General features: G+C 69.7%; 17 protein-coding genes. 11 read left to right on the forward strand and 6 right to left on the reverse strand.

The window, feature by feature from the left end:
• Positions 1–521: 521 nt before the first annotated feature.
• The 3 genes from B1H19_RS29245 to B1H19_RS29255 form a co-directional block, all read right to left on the reverse strand.
• Positions 522–767 carry a hypothetical protein gene (locus tag B1H19_RS29245; protein WP_159028150.1) on the reverse strand — a complete coding sequence of 82 codons (246 nt, stop codon included), beginning with the start codon at positions 765–767 and terminating at the stop codon, positions 522–524.
• 247 nt (positions 768–1,014) lie between these two features.
• Positions 1,015–3,018, reverse strand: a complete 2,004-nt coding sequence (locus B1H19_RS29250) for an ATP-binding protein (RefSeq protein ID WP_237289548.1) — start codon at positions 3,016–3,018, stop codon at positions 1,015–1,017.
• Between the two features lie 305 nt (positions 3,019–3,323).
• Positions 3,324–3,728, reverse strand: a complete 405-nt coding sequence (locus B1H19_RS29255) for a hypothetical protein (RefSeq protein WP_083107721.1) — start codon at positions 3,726–3,728, stop codon at positions 3,324–3,326.
• 238 nt (positions 3,729–3,966) lie between these two features.
• Here B1H19_RS29255 and B1H19_RS29260 point away from each other — a divergent pair, with 238 nt between their 5' ends.
• Positions 3,967–4,293: a WXG100 family type VII secretion target gene (locus tag B1H19_RS29260; RefSeq protein WP_083107722.1), complete on the forward strand. Its 327-nt coding sequence runs from the start codon at positions 3,967–3,969 to the stop codon at positions 4,291–4,293.
• Complete coding sequence (locus tag B1H19_RS29265; protein ID WP_083107723.1) at positions 4,290–4,997, forward strand: WXG100 family type VII secretion target; 708 nt, start codon at positions 4,290–4,292, stop codon at positions 4,995–4,997. The genes B1H19_RS29260 and B1H19_RS29265 overlap by 4 nt, the downstream gene beginning before the upstream one ends.
• A gap of 78 nt (positions 4,998–5,075) precedes the next feature.
• On the opposite strand, the gene eccCa is transcribed toward B1H19_RS29265, so the two are convergent.
• Positions 5,076–9,032: a type VII secretion protein EccCa gene (eccCa, locus tag B1H19_RS29270; protein WP_083107724.1), complete on the reverse strand. Its 3,957-nt coding sequence runs from the start codon at positions 9,030–9,032 to the stop codon at positions 5,076–5,078.
• Between the two features lie 257 nt (positions 9,033–9,289).
• Between eccCa and eccD the strand changes: the two genes are divergently transcribed.
• From eccD to B1H19_RS29300, 6 genes are all read left to right on the forward strand, one after another.
• Positions 9,290–10,753, forward strand: coding sequence for a type VII secretion integral membrane protein EccD (eccD, locus tag B1H19_RS29275; RefSeq protein WP_083107725.1), 1,464 nt, complete (start codon positions 9,290–9,292; stop codon positions 10,751–10,753).
• Between the two features lie 153 nt (positions 10,754–10,906).
• Positions 10,907–11,194 carry a 30S ribosomal protein S15 gene (rpsO, locus tag B1H19_RS29280; protein ID WP_030066634.1) on the forward strand — a complete coding sequence of 96 codons (288 nt, stop codon included), beginning with the start codon at positions 10,907–10,909 and terminating at the stop codon, positions 11,192–11,194.
• A gap of 268 nt (positions 11,195–11,462) precedes the next feature.
• Positions 11,463–13,682, forward strand: coding sequence for a polyribonucleotide nucleotidyltransferase (locus B1H19_RS29285; RefSeq protein WP_083107726.1), 2,220 nt, complete (start codon positions 11,463–11,465; stop codon positions 13,680–13,682).
• On the forward strand, positions 13,679–15,058 hold the full coding sequence (locus tag B1H19_RS29290) for a M16 family metallopeptidase (protein WP_083107727.1): 1,380 nt from the start codon (positions 13,679–13,681) through the stop codon (positions 15,056–15,058). The genes B1H19_RS29285 and B1H19_RS29290 overlap by 4 nt, the downstream gene beginning before the upstream one ends.
• A gap of 44 nt (positions 15,059–15,102) precedes the next feature.
• Positions 15,103–15,855, forward strand: coding sequence for a 4-hydroxy-tetrahydrodipicolinate reductase (gene dapB, locus B1H19_RS29295; RefSeq protein WP_083107728.1), 753 nt, complete (start codon positions 15,103–15,105; stop codon positions 15,853–15,855).
• Between the two features lie 14 nt (positions 15,856–15,869).
• Complete coding sequence (locus tag B1H19_RS29300) at positions 15,870–16,322, forward strand: tetratricopeptide repeat protein (RefSeq protein WP_083107729.1); 453 nt, start codon at positions 15,870–15,872, stop codon at positions 16,320–16,322.
• A gap of 229 nt (positions 16,323–16,551) precedes the next feature.
• Here the strand turns inward: B1H19_RS29300 and B1H19_RS29305 are convergent, their stop codons facing one another.
• Together B1H19_RS29305 and B1H19_RS29310 are read right to left on the reverse strand one after the other, a co-directional pair.
• Positions 16,552–17,121 carry a PH domain-containing protein gene (locus B1H19_RS29305; protein ID WP_083107730.1) on the reverse strand — a complete coding sequence of 190 codons (570 nt, stop codon included), beginning with the start codon at positions 17,119–17,121 and terminating at the stop codon, positions 16,552–16,554.
• 101 nt (positions 17,122–17,222) lie between these two features.
• Positions 17,223–17,462 (reverse strand): hypothetical protein, encoded by a 240-nt coding sequence (locus B1H19_RS29310; protein ID WP_083107731.1) that lies wholly within the window; start codon positions 17,460–17,462, stop codon positions 17,223–17,225.
• Positions 17,463–17,782: 320 nt separating this feature from the next.
• On the opposite strand from B1H19_RS29310, the gene thyX reads away from it, so the two are divergent.
• From thyX to B1H19_RS29325, 3 genes are all read left to right on the forward strand, one after another.
• Positions 17,783–18,475: an FAD-dependent thymidylate synthase gene (gene thyX / locus B1H19_RS29315; RefSeq protein WP_237289907.1), complete on the forward strand. Its 693-nt coding sequence runs from the start codon at positions 17,783–17,785 to the stop codon at positions 18,473–18,475.
• A 197-nt stretch (positions 18,476–18,672) separates the two neighbouring features.
• Complete coding sequence (gene dapA, locus B1H19_RS29320) at positions 18,673–19,572, forward strand: 4-hydroxy-tetrahydrodipicolinate synthase (protein WP_083107733.1); 900 nt, start codon at positions 18,673–18,675, stop codon at positions 19,570–19,572.
• A gap of 113 nt (positions 19,573–19,685) precedes the next feature.
• Positions 19,686–21,371 (forward strand): ribonuclease J, encoded by a 1,686-nt coding sequence (locus tag B1H19_RS29325; RefSeq protein ID WP_083107734.1) that lies wholly within the window; start codon positions 19,686–19,688, stop codon positions 21,369–21,371.
• Positions 21,372–21,699: the final 328 nt, after the last annotated feature.

Raw genomic sequence — 21,699 nt, forward strand, 5'->3', positions numbered from 1 at the left:
GCCGTAGCCGCCGCCTTCGCCGCCGGGAGCCTCGCCGCCGGGGGCGCCTTCACCGCCGCCGCCTTCGCCGTTGGCGTTCTCTCCGGAGCCCCCGGTGAGCTTGTTCTTGGCCCATTCGCCGACGCCTTCGCCGAGCGGTCCGCCCGCGCTCTTGCCGAACTCTTTGAGGCCGTCCGTCCACTTGGTGGGTTCGTCGCCGCCCCCCGCGGGGTCGTCAGGCGTCGGGTTCGGCGTCGGCTCCGGGGTGGGGTGTGGGGTTGGGTTCGGCGTCGGCTCCGGGGTGGGGTGTGGGGTTGGGTTCGGCGTCGGCTCCGGGGTGGGGTGTGGGGTTGGGTTCGGCGTCGGCTCCGGGGTGGGGTGTGGTGTCGGGTTCGGCGTCGGCTCCGGAGTCGGATGCGGCGTCGGCGTCGGTGTCGGCGTGGGGTTCGGATGCGGCGTCGGCGTCGGATGCGGCGTCGGGCTCGGGTGCGGCGTTGGCGACGGCGATGGCGTGTGCGACCCCGTGTGCGACCTACGAGACATCAGGCACCCCTCACGAAGGTAGTGCTGACCTCGCGCTCATGCTCGGCGTAGTTCTGCGCGGTGTACGTGAGTCCGTCTGCCGTGTTCGACAGGGCGTCCACCAGGTCGGAGAGGTTCTGCCGACTCGCTTCCGCGTGCTCGTTGTACTGCTCGGCCAGGTTCTGCGCGTTCGGCAGGTGGCCGAAGGCCGTGGACGTCAGACGGATGGCTGATACCGCGGATTGGATCTGGCTGAGCTGCTCCATCTGCGCTTGGACCGTTGACGCATAGCTTCCGATTGTTTCGTGATCAACCCGAAACCCGGAGTCCCCCATGTCAGGTACCCTTCATAAGCGAAACGTGAACTCTCATCGTACTGACGCTTCTTCGGTTCGGAGTGCCAGGGGGCGACATCGATCACGCGAATTCCGTGAGCCTCAGGACGCCCCCGCGGTGGCTCAGAACAACTCGTGCGACATCTGCTCGCTGACCAGTGACCACCAATTGCCCTGATCATCCAGCGCCGTGGTGCGGCCCGCCGCCGGGCACGGCCACGAGGATCTGACGCGCCGTCACACCGACTTCGGTGGCCAGCACCAGCACACCGTCGGGCGACAGATCGGCGCCGGTGAACGGGGCGTCGGAGATCACCGCCGTCACCACCTCCCCGCTGGGCCGGTCCCACACCCGCAGGGAGTCGGCGCCCGGGGTGAAGCCGTACGGCGCCGCCTCGGCCGCCTCCTTCGACGGCCGCTGCACCCGCGCCGGGTCGCCTTCGGCATAACCGGGCCGCAGCAGATGGTGGAGCAGCAGCGCCCCCTTGCCCCCGCCCGGCCTCGGACGGGAGCCCGGGGTGCCCTCGGGCACGAGGAAGGCCGCCACCGGGCGCGCGTCCGCACCCTCGTCCTCCGGGGGCAGCAGCCCCGTCGTCACCGCGGCCACACCGGCCAGCGGGGCGCTCCACAGGGTGCGCCAGGGGAGGTCGAGACCGAGGGTGTGCAGCGCGTCCGCGTACGGACCGAGCCCGTCCTCGACGAACGCGGTCTCCAGTAGCGCCGCCCGCATCGCCACCGGAGCCTGCGAGCGGATGAGCAGCGGCGCGGTCCGCAGGTACGTACGGGCCGGTGCGCCCAGCTGCTCCAGCGGTACGGCTTCGACGGCGGCCCGCAGCACCACCGGGTCGGCATAGGCGAACAGGCCCGGGTCGGTGAGGAGTTGGGGCAGCAGACCGGCCTCTAGAGTGTGCGCCGCGAGGCGGTCGCGGACGTACGGGTCGGCCCGGGACCAGTCCTGCTCGGGCACCGCCTCCAGCAGCGCCATGGCGATCCTGGCCTGGGCGTCCGGAATGTCCGGCAGACCGGAGCGGATGTCGTCGGCGAGGGCGGGGTGTATCAGGCGCAGCAGGGGGCGCTCGGCGGCCGGGCCGTCGGCGGAGCCGGCACCGTCCTCGACGTCGTCCCCGTCGTCCCCATCCACCGATTCCGCAACCGGCTCGATGAACGGCGCCGCCAGCGGCATCCCCTCGGCGACCTCCCGGCTCATGTCCCGTCCCGCGACGGCACTCGCCAGCGGCGCCAGCAACCGGGCCGGCAGCCCCGCGCCCTCGGCCAAGGCGAGCGGCGCCAGGATCGACCGCAGGGTCTCGGGATCGGAGCCCAGCCGGCGCGCGTGCAGATCGAGCGCCTCGCCGACGCTGCCGGGCAGCAGGGAGGCGTCCGCCGGATCGAAGCCGTCGGGCTGCGTCAGCAGCGCCCGCACGCCCAGCCGGACGGTCAGGCGGCTGCCGTCCGCCCGATCGGCCATCGCCTCGGCGAGCGCCCGGCGGGCCACCGGGTCGGTGGTGTACGGGAGTTCCGGCGCCCCGGCGGCGTCGCCGAGGGCGGTCTCGGCGTACCGCACCAGGCCCTCGGGATCGGCCCACTCGGCCGCGTCCAGGTCGATGATCTGCGCCTGGCCGCTCGGCAGCGCCTCGACCAGCTCCGCGGCGAGCGCGCGGGGCACATCGGCCAGCAGCTGGACCGTCTTGAGGGCGGCGAGCGGTGTGAGCACGTCCGCCACGAGGCGGGCCGGCTCGTCGGCGGCGCGTATCGGACCGGCCCGGTCGACATCCGGGACCACGATGCTCACCGGCTCTTCAAGAGCGGCGAGTTCGGTGAAGATGTCTTCACGGCGGGCCGCGTCGAGGCCGAAGTGGTCGGCGAGGAGCCGCAGCACCTGGTCCGCGGTGCGCCCCGTGGGGTCGGGCACGGCCGGCACAGGGAGATCCGGCGGCACGGTGGCCGGGTCCATGTCATACAGCGGCAGCTTCTTGCGGTGGGCGGGATCGCACATCATCAGAAAGCCGGTGAGCAGGCGCGAACGGCCGCTGCCGGGGTCTCCGGTGAGTGCGATGACGCGCGGTGCGCCGGGCCAGCACATCCGCCAGGCGGCGAGTGCGCGGAGTGCGGCGGTGCGTCCGCCGACGTACGGATGAGGTGCGTAGCGCGGAGCTCCCAACGCTCCCTCTGCGGCGCTCATCGCTTCCTCGTCCCCCATCAATCCCGCCTCCACCTTCGTGGATTCCTGCGTGTACCGGCTCGATCTTATGTTCCGGGTGGTGCCCGTCCCGCGAGCCGTCGGTGCAGCCGGGATCGCCTCCTACGGAAAGAAAGCAGATCGCCCGAATTCTCCGCGGGCCGATCTGCTTTCTTCCCCGTCGCCGTATCGGAGCTGTGAACTCCGTGAGCTCCGTGAGCTCCGTGAGCTCCGTGAGCTCCGTGAACTCTTCGAGATCTTTGATCTCTTTGGGATCTTTGCGCTGTTTTCCGTTGTGCGGGCGGAGATCAGCGCCGGTGGCTGGGTCCGCCGCGCCGCGGGGAACCGGTGACGAGGCCCCGCGACGGGGCGTCGCGCTCGGCGCGCTCCGCTTCCTCCTTCGCCTCCTGCTCCCGCTGCCAGGCGGCGTACTTCTGGCGGGCCTCCTCGCGCTCCTCCGGCGTCTGGTTCTCCGCCGCCTGCCGGATCGTGTCGATCCGGTCGCCGAGGGCGTCCATGTAGCCCCGCGTCTCGATGGCGTCCTTCATGCTGATCCGGCCGGAGAGCACCTCCTTGGCCATCTCCTGGAGTTTGCCGCCCACGTTGGGGTTCGACTCCAGGACCTTCAGCGCCTTGCGCAGCCGTGCCGCCTGCTCCGGGTCGTGGGCGACATCCATCAGATCCTCGTCCTGGATCTCCCGCTCGTTGTTCATCCCTGCCCCCTCGGACGTAATCTCGCGGCAACCGCAGGTGCCGCCCCGGTGTCCTGAGTGTAAGGAAGGGCGCGAACGGGTCGTCAAGGTGGGGGTTGTCGGTATTGCCGCATATTGCTCCGGGTGCATTCGGTGCTTCGCCCGGCCGCTGTTCGGCACCGGCGTTACGCCCTATTGCGGGTGTGCTAGACCTGAGGCGATGTTGGCAGGTAGCTGTCATTCAATTCGGGGAGAAAAAATGTCAGACGAAGTCCGGCTCAGTACGGAGGAGTTGCACAAGCTCGGTGCGTCCTTCGAGATCCGCGCAGAAGAACTGAGCCGGCAACTTGCCGCATTCAGACGGCGGGCGGACGCCGAGGCGCTGCGGGACGGTTTCGGCAGCGACGAGGCGGCCCGGCCGTACCGTGAGCTGTACGAGGAGGCCGAGCAGGCCCTCACCCAGCTGCAACAGCGGCTCGCCGAGGTCGGCAGCGGCATCAAGGAGACGGTCGCCAATGTGCACGCGGCCGAGGAGGAGCTGGTCGACGCCCTGCGGAGCGTCGAGAAGACGGGGGGCATGAAGTGAGCGAGCGACGGCGTAACCCCGAGGCGCTGCACGAGGCGGCGGCCGGCTGGCGCGAGATGGGCAAGCACCTCGACGGTATGGTCCGCGATCTGGATCGCCATGTCGGCGCCGCGGCGGCGGCCAACTGGCACGGTCCGGCCGGTGAAGGGTTCGCCGCGGAGTGGCACGGCCTCAGGCGGTCCGTCGACGATGCGCTGCCGGCCTTCGAACTGGCCGCCGCGGACCTGGACAACGCCGCCTCGCATCAGGACGGCCATCCGGACGACCACAAGGACGACCAGGACCACGCCGCGCCGCCGGCGCAGAACTCCGGCGCGCAGTCCGGCAACGGGTCGACGAGCTACGGCTTCATGGCGTTCGGGCAGCTTGCCAACGGTCTGGGCAGCGCGTTCTCCAAGCGCGGCGGCAAGGGCGGCGGCCAGCGCCAGGGGCCGGTCGTCACGCACGAGTGGGAGACCTCCACGGCCGCCCACGGGGCCGATCCGTTCGGACCGGCGAAGGACGGCGAGGCCAAGACGCGCGGCGGCGAGGGCCTCGCCAAGGGCGTACGGAGCGAGCCGGGCGTCCCGGAGGCGGCACCGGCACCGGCACCGGCCCCGGCTCCGGCCCCGGCACCGGCTCCCGCGAAGCCGACGAAGGACCAGTCGCCGAAGGATGCGGCGGCCACCACCCCGGACACCGGCAGGCACGGCGCCTTCGGCTGACCCGTACGGACCCGTAAACGGCGGTGGGGCGCCCCTCTACGAGAGGGACGCCCCACCGCCGTTGTGCGAGGAACCGGGTTACTGGCCCTGCCCCGGCAGCCAGCCCGTCTGGACCAGCTGCGCACCGCGCTTGCGCGTGATGAACGTGGCCCGGCCGGGCGTCAGCTGCTGACCCTTGATGTTGCCCATCAGCGGGCCCTCCGCCGGGTCGGCGGAGAGGATCAGACCCTGTGCGCCGAGCTCCTTGGTGCGCTGCATCACGGGCTCGAACGACGACCGTCCGGCGCCCGAGGAGCTGCGCGCGATGATCAGGCGCAGACCCACGTCACGGGCGAACGGCAGGTACTCGACCAGCGGCATCAGCGGGTTGCCGCTGCTGGTCGCCACCAGGTCGTAGTCGTCGATGATGACGAACGCGTCCGGCAGGTCGTACCAGCTGCGGTTGCGCAGCTGCTCCGGCGTGACGTCCGGTCCGGGCATCCGGCGGCCGAGCGAACCGGCCAGTCCGCTGATGACCTCCTGCAACTGCGGGCCCGCGGCGCAGTACTTGTACAGATGGCTCTCGGGCAGCTCGCCGAGCATGGCGCGCCGGTAGTCGCCGACCACCATGAGCGCCTTGTCGGACGGGTACCGCTCGGCGATCTGCTTGCACAGCAGCCGCAGCAGCGACGACTTTCCGGACTCGCTCTCGCCGTAGATGACCAGCAGCGGGTCGCTCTCGAAGTCGATGAACGCCGGCGAGAGCGTGGTCTCGTCGACACCGATCGCGATGCCGTGGTCCGGGTAGTCGCTGCCCTTGGGCAGCTCGTTGACGTGCAGCATCGTCGGCAGCATCCGCACCTTGGGGGCGGGCTCGTGCTGCCAGTTCTCGCTGACCGTCTGCACCAGGTTGGCGATGCCGTCGCTGATCGTCTCCGGGTCGCTCATCCCGTCCATGCGCGGCAGCGCCGCCAGGAAGTCGAGCTTCTCCGGGGACAGACCGCGGCCGGGCTTGCCCATCGGGACGTTCTCCGCGCGCTTGCGGTCGAACTCCGACTCCATCGGGTCACCCAGGCGCAGCTCCACACGGTTGAGGAGCTGGTCGCGCAGCGCGGGCCGGACCTCGGTGTAGCGGGCGCCGGCGATGATCAGGTGGATACCGAAACCGAGACCACGGGCGGCGATGTCCAGGATCACCGGGTCCATCTGCTCGTAGTCGGTCTTGAACGTCGCCCAGCCATCGATGATCAGGAAGACGTCGCCCCACTTCTGGTCGGGGAAGGCGCCCGAGGCCCGCCGCTGGCGGTAGGTCCCGATCGAGTCGATGTTGTTGGCCCGGAAGAACTCCTCGCGCTCGTTGAGGATGCCGACGACCTCGGCGACCGTACGGCGGACCTTCTCCGCGTCCAGACGCGAGGCGACACCGCCGACGTGCGGCAGGCCCTCCATCGTCAGCATGCCGCCGCCGCCGAAGTCGAGGCAGTAGAACTGCACCTCGGACGGGGTGTGGGTGAGCGCGAACGAGGCGATGGTGGACCGGATCAGGGTCGACTTTCCGGACTGCGGACCACCCACGACCAGACCGTGACCGGCACCGGCGGAGAAGTCCAGGTACATCACGTCGCGCCGCTGCTCGAACGGCTTGTCCACCAGCGCGACCGGCACCACGAGCTTGCCGAGCGCGGTGTACTCCGCCGCGTGCACGCCCCGTTCGGGCGTGACCGCGAGGGTCGGCAGCAGCTGGTTGACCGTCGGGGCCTCCTCCAGCGGAGGCAGCCACACCTGGTGCGCCGGCGGGCCCTGGCCCTGCATGCGCTGGACCATGACGTCCAGCACGGTGTCGGCCAGCGCGTCGTCGATCTCCGGCTCGTCGACCTCGATGACGGGCTCTTCGATGATCTGCTCGATGACCGGGGCCGCGGTGAACGGCACCGGCATCCGCGTCGACCCGCCGCCGCTGCCGCCGCGGCCGCCGCCACCGGGACCGCGGTAGGTACCGGAGACGTACGCGGCCTTGAACTGCACCATCGTCTCGGTGTCGTACTTCAGGATGCCGGAACCGGGAACGTTCGGCAGGTGGTAGGCGTCCGGCACACCGATCGCGGTCCGCGACTCGGCCGCGGAGAAGGTGCGCAGACCCAGCCGGTAGGACAGGAACGTGTCCAGACCGCGCAGCTTGCCCTCTTCCAGACGCTGCGAGGCGAGCAGCATGTGCACACCCATGGAACGGCCGATACGGCCGATCTGGATGAACATCTCGATGAAGTCGGGCTTGGCGGCCAGCAGTTCGGAGAACTCGTCGATGATCATCACCAGCGACGGCAGCGGCTCCAGCGGGGCACCCGCGGCACGCGCCTTCTCGTAGTCGGTGATGTTCGCGTAGTTGCCCGCCGAGCGCAGCAGCTCCTGACGGCGCTGGAGCTCACCGGTGATCGAGTCGCGCATGCGGTCGATCAGGGTGACGTCCTCACCGAGGTTGGTGATGACGGCCGCGACGTGCGGCATCTCCGACATACCGGTGAAGGTGGCGCCACCCTTGAAGTCGGCGAGGATGAAGTTGAGCGTCTCGGAGGAGTGCGTCACCGCGAGGGCGAGCACCAGGGTGCGCAGCACCTCGGACTTACCGGAACCGGTTGCACCGACACACAGGCCGTGCGGGCCCATGCCCTGCTGCGAGGCTTCCTTGATGTCGAGCATGACGGGCTGGCCGTCCTTGTCGACACCGAGCGGGACGCGCAGCCGCTCGGCCAGCGTCCGGGGCCGCCAGGTGCGCGAGACGTCCAGCGAACCGGCGTCGCCGATGTTGAGCAGGTCGGTGAAGTCCATGGAGGACAGCAGCGGGTCCTCGCCGTCCGAGCCCGCACCGGCCCGCAGCGGCGCGAGCTGACGCGCCAGCGACTCCGCCTCGGGAATCGACAGGGTGTCGCACACACCGTGGTAGACGGCACCGCTCGCCGACTCCAGCACCAGCTTGCCCGGCCACACCTGGACGGCCAGACCACCGCGGACCTCGTCCAGGTCGCCCGGCACGACCTCCAGGATGGTGACGCCCTGAAGGCCCTCGGCCCCGGCGATCACCGAGTCCATCGGCACATCGCCGCCGTCCAGCACGATGATCACGTGCGGGGTGTCGGTCACCGGGGTGCCCTGCGGGTTGAACCGCCCGCGTCCGTCGAGCTCCTCCGCCAGCAGCTCCTCGATCTCGCCGAGGTCGCCGACGACCATCCGGCGGCTGCCCGCGCCGTCGGTGCTCTTGTGCTGCACCTGCGGCAGCCACTTCGTCCACTCCCACTCCGCCTGCGCACCGGGCGCGGCGACGACCGCCACGACCAGGTCCTCGGGGGAGTGCAGGGTGCACAGCTGGGCGAGGATCGCCCGGGAGGCGCCGTAGACCGTGTCCGGGTCACCGGAGACGGTCAGGTGGTAGAAGGCGCGCAGCGAGACAGCGAGCGGCAGGTTGTCCAACTGCCCGTGCTTGTCGAGGAATTCCTTCATCGCATGCGCGGTGAGCGGCTCCAGCTCGTCGACCGGGGCGGTCTCCGGGGCCCTCAGCGGGGTGGCCAGCTGCTGCGGCCCGAGCCCGAGGCGTACCTGCCCGAAGTCGGGGTCGGTCGCCCGGCGTTCCCATACCCGTTTGCCCTCGGCCACGATCGACCACAACTGGGCCGGATCCGGGTGGACGTAGAGCTGGGCGTCGCGCTGCTTGCGCGCGGTGCGGCGTACCTCTTTCCGCTTCTGCGTAAGGTACTTGAGGTAATCCTGGCGCTCCTGGAGCATTTGCCCGGAAGGGCCCTGGCGGGCTTTGACGATCTGCATGATCGCCATTGCCAGAGTGGACGCCACCATAAAGCCGCCCATGATTTTCATGAACGGCTGATTGCCCATGAACAAGAACCCCGCGGATGACGCCATGCCCATCATGGGCATAAAGGTCATAAAGAGGTTCTCCGGCTCCCCTTCGCGGGGAAGTTCCGGCGGTGCCTCGAGTGTCACCTCCTCCGAGGGGACTTCGGGTGGCAGCGCGCGGGGCGGGCGCTTGACGATGACAACGCTCACCGAGGCATCAGTCCTTCATGCATCTCGCAGTCTCGGACCGCCCCCGTTGGATTCGACGGTCCCCCCGAGCCAAGTTCTTGGCCCGAACCAGGCGTTGATCCTACTGTTAAGCGTCAAGTCTCGGGGTGGGTGGGGCAGTCGCCGAATCGGACGGTACGCTGACGCCTCGCAAGCGCGCCATGCCCTGGTCAAGAGACGGCTCGATATATACGGCGCGCGAAGCGACAAAACGCCCAACGGATAGGGGGAACCGCCAGGTGAGCACGAGCACTGGCACCGGCTTTTGCCGGGTCACAGTCGCCGCGCCGGATGCACGGATCGACGTGGCTCTGCCGGAGGACGTCGCACTCGTCGACATTTATCCGGAGATCCTGCGGCTCTCCGGGCAGTCCCAGGCCGAGGGTGCACCGACCGGCTACCACCTCGTACGCCGCGACGGCACGGTACTCGACGCCGGACAGTCACTCGCCCAGCAGCAGATCCTCGACGGCGACCTGCTGTTGCTGAAGCCGTTCGCCGAATCGCTGCCGCTCCCGGTCTTCGACGACGTCTCCGACGCCGTCGCCTCCGCGGTCAAGCGCAACCGCAGCCGCTGGAGCGACGACCTCATGCACACCGTCGGCCTCAGCGCCGGCGTGCTGCTGCTGGTCATGATGGCGTTCGCGCTGTGGTTCTCGAACCCCCTCAACCGCGACATGCACCGCCTGCCCGGCATCATCGCCGGCGTCGTCGGCATCGTCCTGGTCGCCCTGGCCGGCGTCCGCGCCCGCGTCTACGACGACCACGGCTCCTCCATCGCGCTGGGCCTGGCCGCACTGCCGCACCTGCTGATCGCCGGCTCCGGCATCTTCCCGTGCGACCCCACCGAGGGCCCCGGCCGCCTCCAGCTCCTGGTCGGCTGCGTGACGGTACTGATCGCCTCGGTCCTCCTGGTGGTCCTGCTGCCGCGCGGCGACGCCCCCTTCGTGGCCGCCGCCTTCCTCTCCGCCATCGGCACCCTCGCCGTCTTCGGCGCGATCCTCACCGACGCCGCACCCAGCGAGGTCGCCGCCGTCACCGCCGTCGTCGCCATCGCCATGGTCGCCTGGCTCCCGGGCCTGTCCGCCCGCTTCGCCCGGCTGCCCATCGGCTACAAGTCGCCCGACCAGATCGCCAAGGGCTCCTTCGAGGGCGGCGGCGACACCGAGTCCGTCGACTTCGTCAAGATCGGCAACCAGGCCAAGCGCGGCCACGAGCTGCTCCTCGGCCTCGTCGCCGGCTGCGCCGCCCTGGTCGTCGGCTCCGCCGGTATCGTCCTCGGCTTCTCCGACAACATGTGGGCCCAGCTGCTGGCGATGGCCGCCGGCATCACGATCATGCTGCGCGCCCGGCTCTTCGATTACACCGCGCAGGTCGCCTGCCTGACCATCGCCGGCATCCTGACCATCGTCCTGCTGATCCTGGGCATCGCCCTGCACCCGCCGACGGACATCTTCGTCCAGCTCGAGCAGTACCAGGACTCCGGTCCGCTGAACATCCGCACCGTCTGGTTCTCCAGCAGCATCGCGGTGGGCGCCGCCGTCCTCGTCGGCGTCGGCCTGGTCGTCCCCCGCAAGGGCGTCACCCCCTTCTGGGGCCGGATCTTCGACATCTTCGACGGCCTGGTCCTGCTGTCCCTGGTCCCGCTGTGCCTGGCGGTCCTGGACGTCTACAACAAGGTGCGCGGCCTCACCGGCAACTAGCGCCCGTGCCGTCACCCGGCTGCGGCCCCCCGACCACCCGGTCGGGGGGCCGTTTCATTGCTGGTACGCTGTGTGACGGTCCGCTTGAGTCATCCAAGATTCCCTGTGACGTAAACCAGGGGCGCTCAGGGACCGGAACCCAAGGAGTACCGCGTGTCGCTCGACGCCGCTACGAAGAAGCAGATCATGACCGAGTTCGCCACCAAGGAGGGTGACACCGGCTCCCCCGAGGTCCAGGTCGCGATGCTCACCCGCCGCATCTCGGACCTGACCGAGCACCTCAAGACCCACAAGCACGACCACCACTCCCGCCGTGGTCTGCTGCTGCTGGTCGGCCAGCGCCGCCGTCTGCTCCAGTACCTGGCGAAGAAGGACATCACCCGCTTCCGCCAGCTGGTCGAGCGCCTCGGCATCCGCCGCGGTGCGGCGGGCGCCAAGTAAGACGCCGTAGAGGGAGCGGTTCCCACCGGGGGCCGCTCCCTTTGCCGTACGCGCCGGACACCGTCGCCATCCCGTGGCGGGCGGAAGCTTTGTAGTCTGGTGCCATATCGCGAAAGCGAACGCAGGGGAGCGCCTCCTGGCCGCCGGTCCTCGGTAGTGGCCCCCGGAGATCTCCGGGAGCTTCGATCGAAGACCGGCCCGCACGGCGCTCCACCGCAGAAGGTCCGCTGCCACACGGGCAGCGGACGCGAACGAGGAGATATTCCTGGTGGAGAACGAGACCCACTACGCCGAAGCCGTGATCGACAACGGTTCCTTCGGCACCCGCACCATCCGCTTCGAGACGGGCCGCCTGGCCAAGCAGGCCGCCGGCTCCGCCGTGGCGTACCTGGACGACGACACCATGGTGCTGTCGGCCACCACCGCCTCCAAGAACCCGAAGGACCAGCTGGACTTCTTCCCGCTGACCGTCGACGTCGAGGAGCGGATGTACGCAGCCGGAAAGATCCCCGGCTCCTTCTTCCGCCGTGAGGGCCGCCCCTCCGAGGACGCGATCCTCACCTGCCGTCTGATCGACCGCCCGCTGCGCCCCTCCTTCAAGAAGGGCCTGCGCAACGAGATCCAGATCGTCGAGACGGTCATGGCGCTCAACCCCGACCACCTCTACGACGTGGTCGCCATCAACGCCGCCTCCTGCTCCACGCAGCTGGCCGGCCTGCCCTTCTCCGGCCCGATCGGCGGCACCCGCGTCGCCCTGATCAAGGGCCAGTGGGTCGCCTTCCCGACCCACACCGAGCTGGAGGACGCCGTCTTCGACATGGTCGTGGCCGGCCGCGTCCTCGCGGACGGCGACGTCGCGATCATGATGGTCGAGGCCGAGGCCACCGAGAAGACCATCCAGCTGGTCAAGGACGGCGCCGAGGCCCCGACCGAGGAGGTCGTCGCCGCCGGTCTGGAAGCCGCGAAGCCCTTCATCAAGGTCCTGTGCAAGGCGCAGTCGGACCTCGCCGCCAAGGCCGCCAAGCCGGTCGGCGAGTTCCCGATCTTCCTCGACTACCAGGACGACGTCCTGGAGGCCCTCACCAAGGCCGTCAAGGACGAGCTCGCCCAGGCGCTGACCATCGCCGGCAAGCAGGAGCGCGAGGCCGAGCTGGACCGCGTCAAGGGTCTGGCCGCCGAGAAGCTGCTGCCGGAGTTCGAGGGCCGCGAGAAGGAGATCTCCGCCGCGTACCGCTCGCTGACCAAGACCCTGGTCCGTGAGCGCGTCATCAAGGAGAAGAAGCGCATCGACGGCCGCGGCGTCACGGACATCCGTACGCTCGCCGCCGAGGTCGAGGCCATCCCGCGGGTGCACGGCTCCGCCCTGTTCGAGCGTGGCGAGACCCAGATCCTGGGCGTCACCACCCTCAACATGCTCCGCATGGAGCAGCAGCTGGACACCCTCTCCCCGGTGACCCGCAAGCGCTACATGCACAACTACAACTTCCCGCCGTACTCCACCGGCGAGACCGGCCGCGTCGGCTCCCCCAAGCGCCGCGAGATCGGCCACGGCGCGCTCGCCGAGCGCGCGCTGACGCCGGTCCTGCCGACCCGCGAGGAGTTCCCCTACGCGATCCGCCAGGTCTCCGAGGCCCTCGGCTCCAACGGCTCGACGTCCATGGGCTCGGTCTGCGCCTCGACCATGTCGCTGTTCAACGCCGGTGTGCCGCTCAAGGCCCCGGTCGCGGGCATCGCCATGGGTCTGATCTCCCAGGAGATCGACGGCGAGACCCACTACGTCACCCTCACCGACATCCTCGGTGCGGAGGACGCCTTCGGTGACATGGACTTCAAGGTCGCCGGCACGAAGACCTTCGTGACCGCCCTCCAGCTGGACACCAAGCTGGACGGCATCCCGGCCTCCGTCCTGGCCGCGGCCCTCAAGCAGGCCCGCGACGCGCGGATGCACATCCTGGACGTGATGAACGAGGCGATCGACGTTCCGGACGAGATGTCCCCGAACGCGCCGCGGATCATCACCGTCAAGATCCCGGTGGACAAGATCGGCGAGGTCATCGGCCCCAAGGGCAAGATGATCAACCAGATCCAGGAGGACACCGGCGCCGACATCACGATCGAGGACGACGGCACCATCTACATCGGTGCCGCCGACGGCCCGGCCGCCGAGGCCGCCCGCGCCACGATCAACGGCATCGCCAACCCGACCATGCCGGAGGTCGGCGAGCGCTACCTGGGCACGGTCGTCAAGACCACCACCTTCGGTGCGTTCGTCTCCCTGCTCCCGGGCAAGGACGGCCTGCTGCACATCTCGCAGATCCGCAAGCTCGCCGGCGGCAAGCGCGTGGAGAACGTCGAGGACGTGCTCGCGGTGGGCGCGAAGGTCCAGGTCGAGATCGCCGAGATCGACCAGCGCGGCAAGCTCTCCCTGATCCCCGTGATCGAGGGCGAGGACGGCGACGCAGAGAAGAAGGACGACGCCGACAAGTGACGTCCCGTACGCACAGGGCGACGGCCCGCACCTCTTCGGAGGGGCGGGCCGTCGCCCGTACCCAAACGCTTCTCAAGGGCACCAACGGCGCCGGCACGGTCCGCCGGACCACCCTCCCCGGCGGCCTGCGCGTGGTCACCGAGACGCTGCCCACGGTCCGCTCCGTCACCTTCGGCATCTGGGCACACGTCGGCTCCCGCGACGAGACCCCGTCGCTCAACGGCGCCACGCACTACCTGGAGCACCTGCTCTTCAAGGGCACCGAGCAGCGCAGCGCGCTCGACATCTCCGCCGCCATCGACGCCGTCGGCGGCGAGATGAACGCCTTCACCGCGAAGGAATACACCTGCTACTACGCGCGGGTGCTCGACGCCGATCTGCCGCTCGCCATCGACGTCGTCTGCGACATGCTCACCGGCTCGCTGATAGACGCCGAGGACGTGGACGCCGAACGCGGCGTCATCCTCGAAGAGATCGCGATGACCGAGGACGACCCGGGCGACTGCGTGCACGACCTGTTCGCGCACACCATGCTCGGCGACACCCCCCTCGGCCGCCCGGTCCTGGGCTCCGTCGACACCATCAACGCCCTGACCGCCCCGCGCATCCGCCGCTTCTACAAGAAGCACTACGACCCCACCCACCTCGTCGTCACCGCCGCGGGCAACATTGACCACGCCAAGGTCGTCCGCCTCGTCCGCCGCGCCTTCGAGCGGGCCGGGGCCCTGGGCGGTACGGACGCCGCCCCGATCGGCCCGCGCTCCGGCAACCGAGCCATCCGCACCGCCGGCCGCGTCGAGCACCTCGGCCGCAAGACCGAGCAGGCACATGTCATCCTCGGCGTCCCCGGGATGTCCCGCACCGACGACCGCCGCTGGGCCATGGGCGTACTCAACACCGCCCTCGGCGGCGGCATGTCCTCCCGCCTCTTCCAGGAGGTCCGCGAGAAGCGCGGCCTGGCCTACAGCGTGTACTCCTACACCTCGGGCTTCGCCGACTGCGGACTGTTCGGCGTCTACGCGGGCTGCCGCCCCAACCAGGTGCACGACGTCCTTGCGATCTGCCGCGACGAACTCGCCCAGGTGGCCGCCGAGGGCCTGACCGACGACGAGATCCACCGCGCGATCGGCCAGCTCCGCGGCTCCACCGTGCTGGGCCTGGAGGACACCGGCGCGCTGATGCACCGCCTGGGCAAGAGCGAGCTGTGCTGGGGGGAGCAGATGTCGGTGGACGAGATGCTCGCCCGGATAGCCGCCGTCACCCCCGACGAGGTCCGCGAGGTGGCCGCCGAGATCCTGGGCGCCCGCCCCTCGCTGTCCGTCATCGGCCCGCTGAACGACCGGCAGGCGGCCCGGCTGGACGAGGCCGTCGCCTAGCCGGGGCCGTACGCCCCCGTACCACGAAGAGAGAGCTGGAGCACATGAGCAAGCTGCGCGTGGCCGTACTCGGCGCCAAGGGCCGCATCGGCTCCGAGGCCGTACGGGCCGTCGAGGCCGCCGAGGACCTGGAGCTGGTCGCGGCCCTGGGCCGGGGCGACAAGCTGGAGACGCTGGTGGAGGCCGAGGCCCAGGTGGTCGTCGAGCTGACCAACCCGGGCGCCGTGATGGGCAACCTCGACTTCTGCGTCCGGCACGGCATCCACGCCGTGGTCGGCACCACCGGCTGGACCGACGAGCGCCTCGCGCAGCTGCACACCTCGCTCGCCGCCTCCCCGGAGACCGGCGTGCTCATCGCGCCCAACTTCTCCATCGGCGCGGTGCTCACCATGCAGTTCGCCCAGCAGGCGGCCCGCTTCTTCGAATCCGTCGAGGTCATCGAGCTGCACCACCCCAACAAGGCGGACGCCCCCTCCGGCACGGCCGCCCGTACGGCCCAGCTGATCGCCGCGGCCCGCAAGGAGGCCGGCAGCGCCCCGCAGCCGGACGCCACCACCACGGCCCTGGACGGCGCCCGCGGCGCCGACGTCGACGGCATCCCGGTCCACTCGGTCCGCCTGCGCGGCCTGCTGGCCCACCAGGAAGTCCTCCTCGGCGGCGAGGGCGAAACCCTCACCATCCGGCACGACTCCCTCCACCACAGCAGCTTCATGCCGGGCATCCTGCTCGGCGTGCGCCGCGTCGTGACCACCCCGGGCCTGACCATGGGCCTGGAAAACTTCCTCGACCTCGGCTGACGGACGAACCCACCGTGCGCGCAAAGATCACCTACTTCGTCCTGGCGGCCGTCCTCGTCGTCTACTTCGTCCTGGTCGGCAGCCGCGGCGTCCTGCTCATCGAGCAGGGCACCGCGGTCACCGTCACCTTCGGCGTAGCCGTCCTGATCCTGCCGCTCATCGGCGTGTGGTTTCTCTGGCACACCACCCAGTTCGCCCGCAAGGCCGGCCTCCTGGCCCGCGAACTGGAGGCCGAGGGCGGACTCCCCGTCGACGAACTCCGCCGCACCCCCGGCGGCCGCATCGACCGCGACTCCGCCGACGAGGTCTTCGCCAAACGCCGCGCCGAAACCGAACAGTCCCCCACCGACTGGCGCACCTGGTTCCGCCTGGCCGTCGCCTACCACGACGCCCGCGACACCCCCCGAGCCCGCAAGGCCATGCAGCGCGCCATCGCCTTGCACGACGGAAAACCGGTACGAGCCTGACGCCGGACGGGGCGGGGCACGGGCCTGACGTTCCGGCCCGACCCGGCCTGACGTTCCGGCCCTACCCCGCCTGACGTTCCGGCCCTACCCCGCCTGACGTTCCGGCCCGACCCGGCTCGGAATACCCCGGCTCGGAATACCCCACCCGCTCGGAATACCCCACCCCACCGCCGCGTTGTCGGCCCCGAGGGGGCCCTCGGATCCCCTAGGGGATCCGTTCGAACGCCCCTTAAGGGTTTCCCCCACCCCGATACTCCGCCGCCCAGGCCTCCAGCACATCCGCCGCCCGTTCGAACGCTTCCGGGCGTGACTGGAAATCGCCGTCGTGGTCCGTGATCAGGATCCGCGGTGCCGTCTCGTGCGCGCGGTGGGCGACCACGGCCTGACCCTGCACCGTACGCGGCAGGCCCAGCCAGCGCACCGGCTGCTGCACGGTACGGATCGCGGCGACCGCGCTCCAGGGGGCGGTCGTCGTCCGCAGCAGTGCCACCTGCCGCAGCCCATGGGCGCTCACCCACACCCCCACGCGCAGCATCCGCAGGGCGAAGACGATCAGCAGCGCCGCCACCGCCCCACAGATCGCGGCCCCGGTGAGCGAACCGGCCAGGCCGATGATCATGGCCGAGAGCAGGACGAACGAGGCGAGCAGGAAAAACACGGCCGCCGTCCCCACCCGCCACGGTCCGGGGCGGTAGGGACGGCGCCAGTGGCCGGGCCCGGTGTGCGCGGGTGCGACCGGATCCTCCGGGCTGCCGTGGCCATCGAGGTCACGGTCGGCCGTCAGGAAGGGCAGGGGCACGGCGGAACCTCACAATGGCACGCATACGGAAAGCTGTGACCGGTGAGGCTAGCGGGCCGGACGAAGCGGAACCACTCGCTCTCGCGCTCCGCCCGGACCACTCAGCGGTGTGCCGCTTCCGACTGATGCACCCGGCCCGGCCCCGAGCCGTCCTGCTGAAGCGACGGAAGGCCGAACAGCAGGGCGCCGGCCAGGCCGCCCACCACGGTGAGGGTGATCAGGGAATGGCCGAGCAGCTGCGCACGGGAGGCGCGCTGGCGGGGCGGGGGAGTGACATTGCTGCGGAACCGGTCTGCCTCGGCTACGAAGGCGAACGGGACGGGCTCTCGCCGGCGGAACATGAGCGGGCTCTCCTAGGAACCTCGAAGTGGGCACTGTCACAGGGATAGACGTCGCCGTCGCCCCATTGGTGCCCGTTTTCAGTGACTTCTGTGAAAAATATCAACCCCGGCCCCGCTCCTCGCTCACCGGGGGCCCCGTTTTGCGGCTAACGAGGCATCAGGGATCATTTCCGGACCTTTCCCCGACTGTCAGTGGCGGCCCGTAGGCTGGGCGCCGGACGAGGATCGAACGGAAGGAACCGCCGGTGTCCCACACCCCCGACGAGAGCACCCCAGGCACGCAGAGCGCAGCCGATGCAGGCCCCAGCTTCCGCAGCGAGGTGACGGTCGAGCTGGTCAAGCACAGCGCCTCGGACAGCGACGTGCTCTGGGCGGCCCGCGTCTCCACCGCCGGCGAGCAGTCCCTGGAGGAGCTCCAGAAGGACCCCGAGCGCTCCAAGGGCCTGATCAACTTCCTCATGCGGGACCGCCACGGCAGCCCCTTCGAGCACAACTCCATGACCTTCTTCATCAGCGCGCCGATCTTCGTCTTCCGCGAGTTCATGCGACACCGCGTCGGTTGGTCGTACAACGAGGAATCCGGCCGCTACCGCCAGCTGGAGTCGGTCTTCTACGTCCCCGGGCAGTCCCGCAAGCTCGTTCAGCAGGGCCGTCCCGGCAAGTACGAATTCGTCGAGGGCACCCCGGCGCAGCACGAGCTCACCACCCGCGTCATGGAGGACAGCTACCGCCAGGCGTACGCGGCCTACCAGGAGATGCTCGCCGAGGGCGTCGCCCGCGAGGTGGCCCGCGCCGTCCTGCCCGTCGGCCTGTACTCCTCGATGTACGCGACCTGCAACGCCCGCTCGCTGATGCACTTCCTGGGCCTGCGCACCCAGCACGAACTGGCCAAGGTCCCGTCCTTCCCGCAGCGCGAGATCGAGATGGTCGGCGAGCAGATGGAGGCCCACTGGGCCAAGCTCATGCCGCTCACCTACGGCGCATTCAATGCGAACGGCCGCATCGCTCCGTAAGGCGACGAAAGCCGGGCCGGGCACCGTCCGCGCAGTACTGACGTGCGAAGTGTCCGGATTGCGGCATTTTGAGAAGTTCATCTACTCTGAACAAACGGACCCGGCACTGCTTGAACCCCCGAGCAGGCAGTGCCGGAGTCCACATCCCGGCTCCCCAGACGCGCACCCCGCGGTGCGCTACGAGTAGCGTGGGACCCATGGCTCCGACTTCCACACCGCAGACCCCCTTCGGGCGGGTGCTGACCGCCATGGTCACGCCGTTCACGGCGGATGGCGCCCTCGACCTCGACGGCGCGCAGCAGCTCGCCGCCCACCTGGTGGACGCCGGCAATGACGGCCTCGTCCTCAACGGCACCACCGGAGAGTCACCGACCACCAGTGACGCCGAGAAAGTCCAGCTGGTCCGCGCCGTGGTCGATGCGGTCGGGGACCGCGCCTTCGTCGTCGCCGGAGCCGGCACCAACGACACCCACCACAGCCTGGAGCTCGCCCGCGCCGCCCAGGACGCCGGCGCCCACGGCCTGCTCGCGGTGACCCCGTACTACAGCAAGCCCCCGCAGGAGGGCCTGCTGCGCCACTTCACGGCCATCGCGGACGCCACCGACCTGCCGGTCATGCTCTACGACATCCCCGGCCGCAGCGGCGTCCCGATCAACACCGAGACCATCGTCCGGCTCGCCGAGCACCCCCGCATCGTGGCCAACAAGGACGCCAAGGGCGACCTCGGCCGCGCCAGCTGGGCCATCGCCCGCTCCGGCCTCGCCTGGTACAGCGGCGACGACATGCTCAACCTCCCGCTGCTCTCGGTCGGTGCCATCGGCTTCGTCTCCGTCGTCGGCCATGTCGTCACCCCCGAGCTGCGCGCCCTCCTGGACGCCCACCTCAACGGCGACGTCACCAAGGCGACCGAGATCCACCAGAAGCTGCTGCCGGTCTTCACCGGCATGTTCCGCACCCAGGGCGTCATCACCACCAAGGCCGCCCTCGGCCTCCAGGGCCTGCCCGGCGGCCCGCTGCGCCTGCCGCTCGTCGAGCTCTCCCCCGAGGAGACCGAGCAGCTCAAGCGCGACCTCGCGGCCGGTGGCGTACAGCTCTAGTCACAGACTTCACAACTGAATACGGACCAACAACCGCCACACAGCAAGTGCACGAATGTCATGCGCGCCACGTGCCTCGACGGCAGCGTGGCGCGTGTGGTGAGGAGAGTCTTTTGAGTCATCCGCATCCCGAGCTCGGCGCTCCGCCGAAGCTTCCCAAGGGCGGCCTGCGCGTCACCCCCCTCGGCGGCCTGGGGGAGATCGGCCGCAACATGACGGTCTTCGAATACGGCGGCCGACTGCTGATCGTCGACTGCGGAGTGCTCTTCCCGGAGGAGGAGCAGCCCGGAATCGACCTGATCCTGCCGGACTTCACGTCCATCCGGGACCGCCTCGACGACATCGACGGCATCGTGCTCACGCACGGCCACGAGGACCACATCGGCGGCGTCCCCTACCTCCTGCGCGAGAAGCCGGACATCCCGCTGATCGGCTCCAAGCTGACCCTCGCCCTGATCGAGGCCAAGCTTCAGGAGCACCGCATCCGCCCCTACACGCTGGAGGTCGCCGAGGGCGACCGCGAGCGCCTGGGCCCCTTCGACTGCGAGTTCGTCGCGGTCAACCACTCCATCCCGGACGCCCTCGCGGTCGCCGTCCGCACCCCCGCGGGCATGGTCGTGCACACCGGCGACTTCAAGATGGACCAGCTCCCGCTGGACCGCCGCCTGACCGACCTCCCCGCGTTCGCCAGGCTCGGCGAGGAGGGCATCGACCTCCTCCTGTCCGACTCGACCAACGCCGAGGTTCCGGGCTTCGTCCCGCCCGAGCGCGATATCTCCAACGTGCTGCGCGGCGTCTTCGCCAGTGCCCAGAAGCGCATCATCGTCGCCAGCTTCGCCAGCCATGTGCACCGCATCCAGCAGATCCTCGATGCGGCACACGAGTACGGGCGACGGGTCGCCTTCGTCGGCCGCTCGATGGTCCGCAACATGGGCATCGCCCGCGAGCTGGGCTATCTCAATGTCCCGGCCGGCCTGGTCGTCGACGTCAAGACCCTCGACGACCTCCCGGACGACGAGATCGTCCTCGTCTGCACCGGCTCCCAGGGCGAGCCGATGGCCGCGCTCTCCCGTATGGCCAACCGCGACCACCAGATCCGCATCGTCCAGGGCGACACCGTCATCCTGGCCTCGTCCCTCATCCCGGGGAACGAGAACGCGGTCTACCGCGTCATCAACGGCCTGACCCGCTGGGGCGCCAACGTCGTCCACAAGGGCAACGCCAAGGTGCACGTCTCCGGGCACGCCTCGGCCGGCGAGCTGCTGTACTTCTACAACATCTGCAAGCCGAAGAACCTGATGCCGGTGCACGGCGAATGGCGCCATCTGCGCGCCAACGCCGAACTGGGCGCCCTGACCGGCGTACCGAAGGACCGCATCGTCATCGCCGAGGACGGCGTCGTGGTCGACCTGGTCGACGGCGTCGCCAAGATCACCGGCAAGGTCCAGGCGGGCTATGTCTACGTCGACGGCCTCTCGGTCGGCGATGTGACGGAAACCCATCTCAAGGACCGCCGCATCCTCGGCGACGAAGGCATCATCTCGGTCTTCGTGGTCGTGGACAGCACCACCGGCAAGACCGTCGGCGGCCCCAACATCCACGCCCGTGGCTCCGGCATCGACGACGCCGCCTTCTCCGCCGTCGTCCCCAAGATCGAAGATGCCCTCGCCAAGTCGGCCCAGGACGGCGTCACCGAGCCCCACCAGCTCCAGCAGCTGATCCGCCGCTCGGTCGGCAAGTGGGTGTCGGACAACTACCGCCGCCGCCCGATGATCCTCCCCGTGGTCGTCGAGGTCTGACGCCCACGCCCGTACGAAGTCGTACGAACGTCCTCAAGTAGGAGCGGGGTGCCCGGATTTGCATCCGGGCACCCCGCTCCAGTAGGTTTACGGCTCCGCCCGAACGGGAAGCCCCCCGCGCTTGCATGCGCGGCATGCCTCCCCGAACGATGGCGGAATTCCGACCCACAACATTCTGTTAAAGTCGGACCGCCGAAAGGCACCCCCCCTCCGACGGGAAATCAATTCCGCCGAACCGTAATCCGAAAGGGAAACGGCAAGGCGCGGATCTGCTAAAGTCGGAAAGGCCGAAAAGGCGAAAGCCTGGAAGGCCAACCCCGCTCCAACA

Origin of the sequence: Streptomyces gilvosporeus (assembly GCF_002082195.1) — a bacterium.
Classification (GTDB): domain Bacteria; phylum Actinomycetota; class Actinomycetes; order Streptomycetales; family Streptomycetaceae; genus Streptomyces; species Streptomyces gilvosporeus.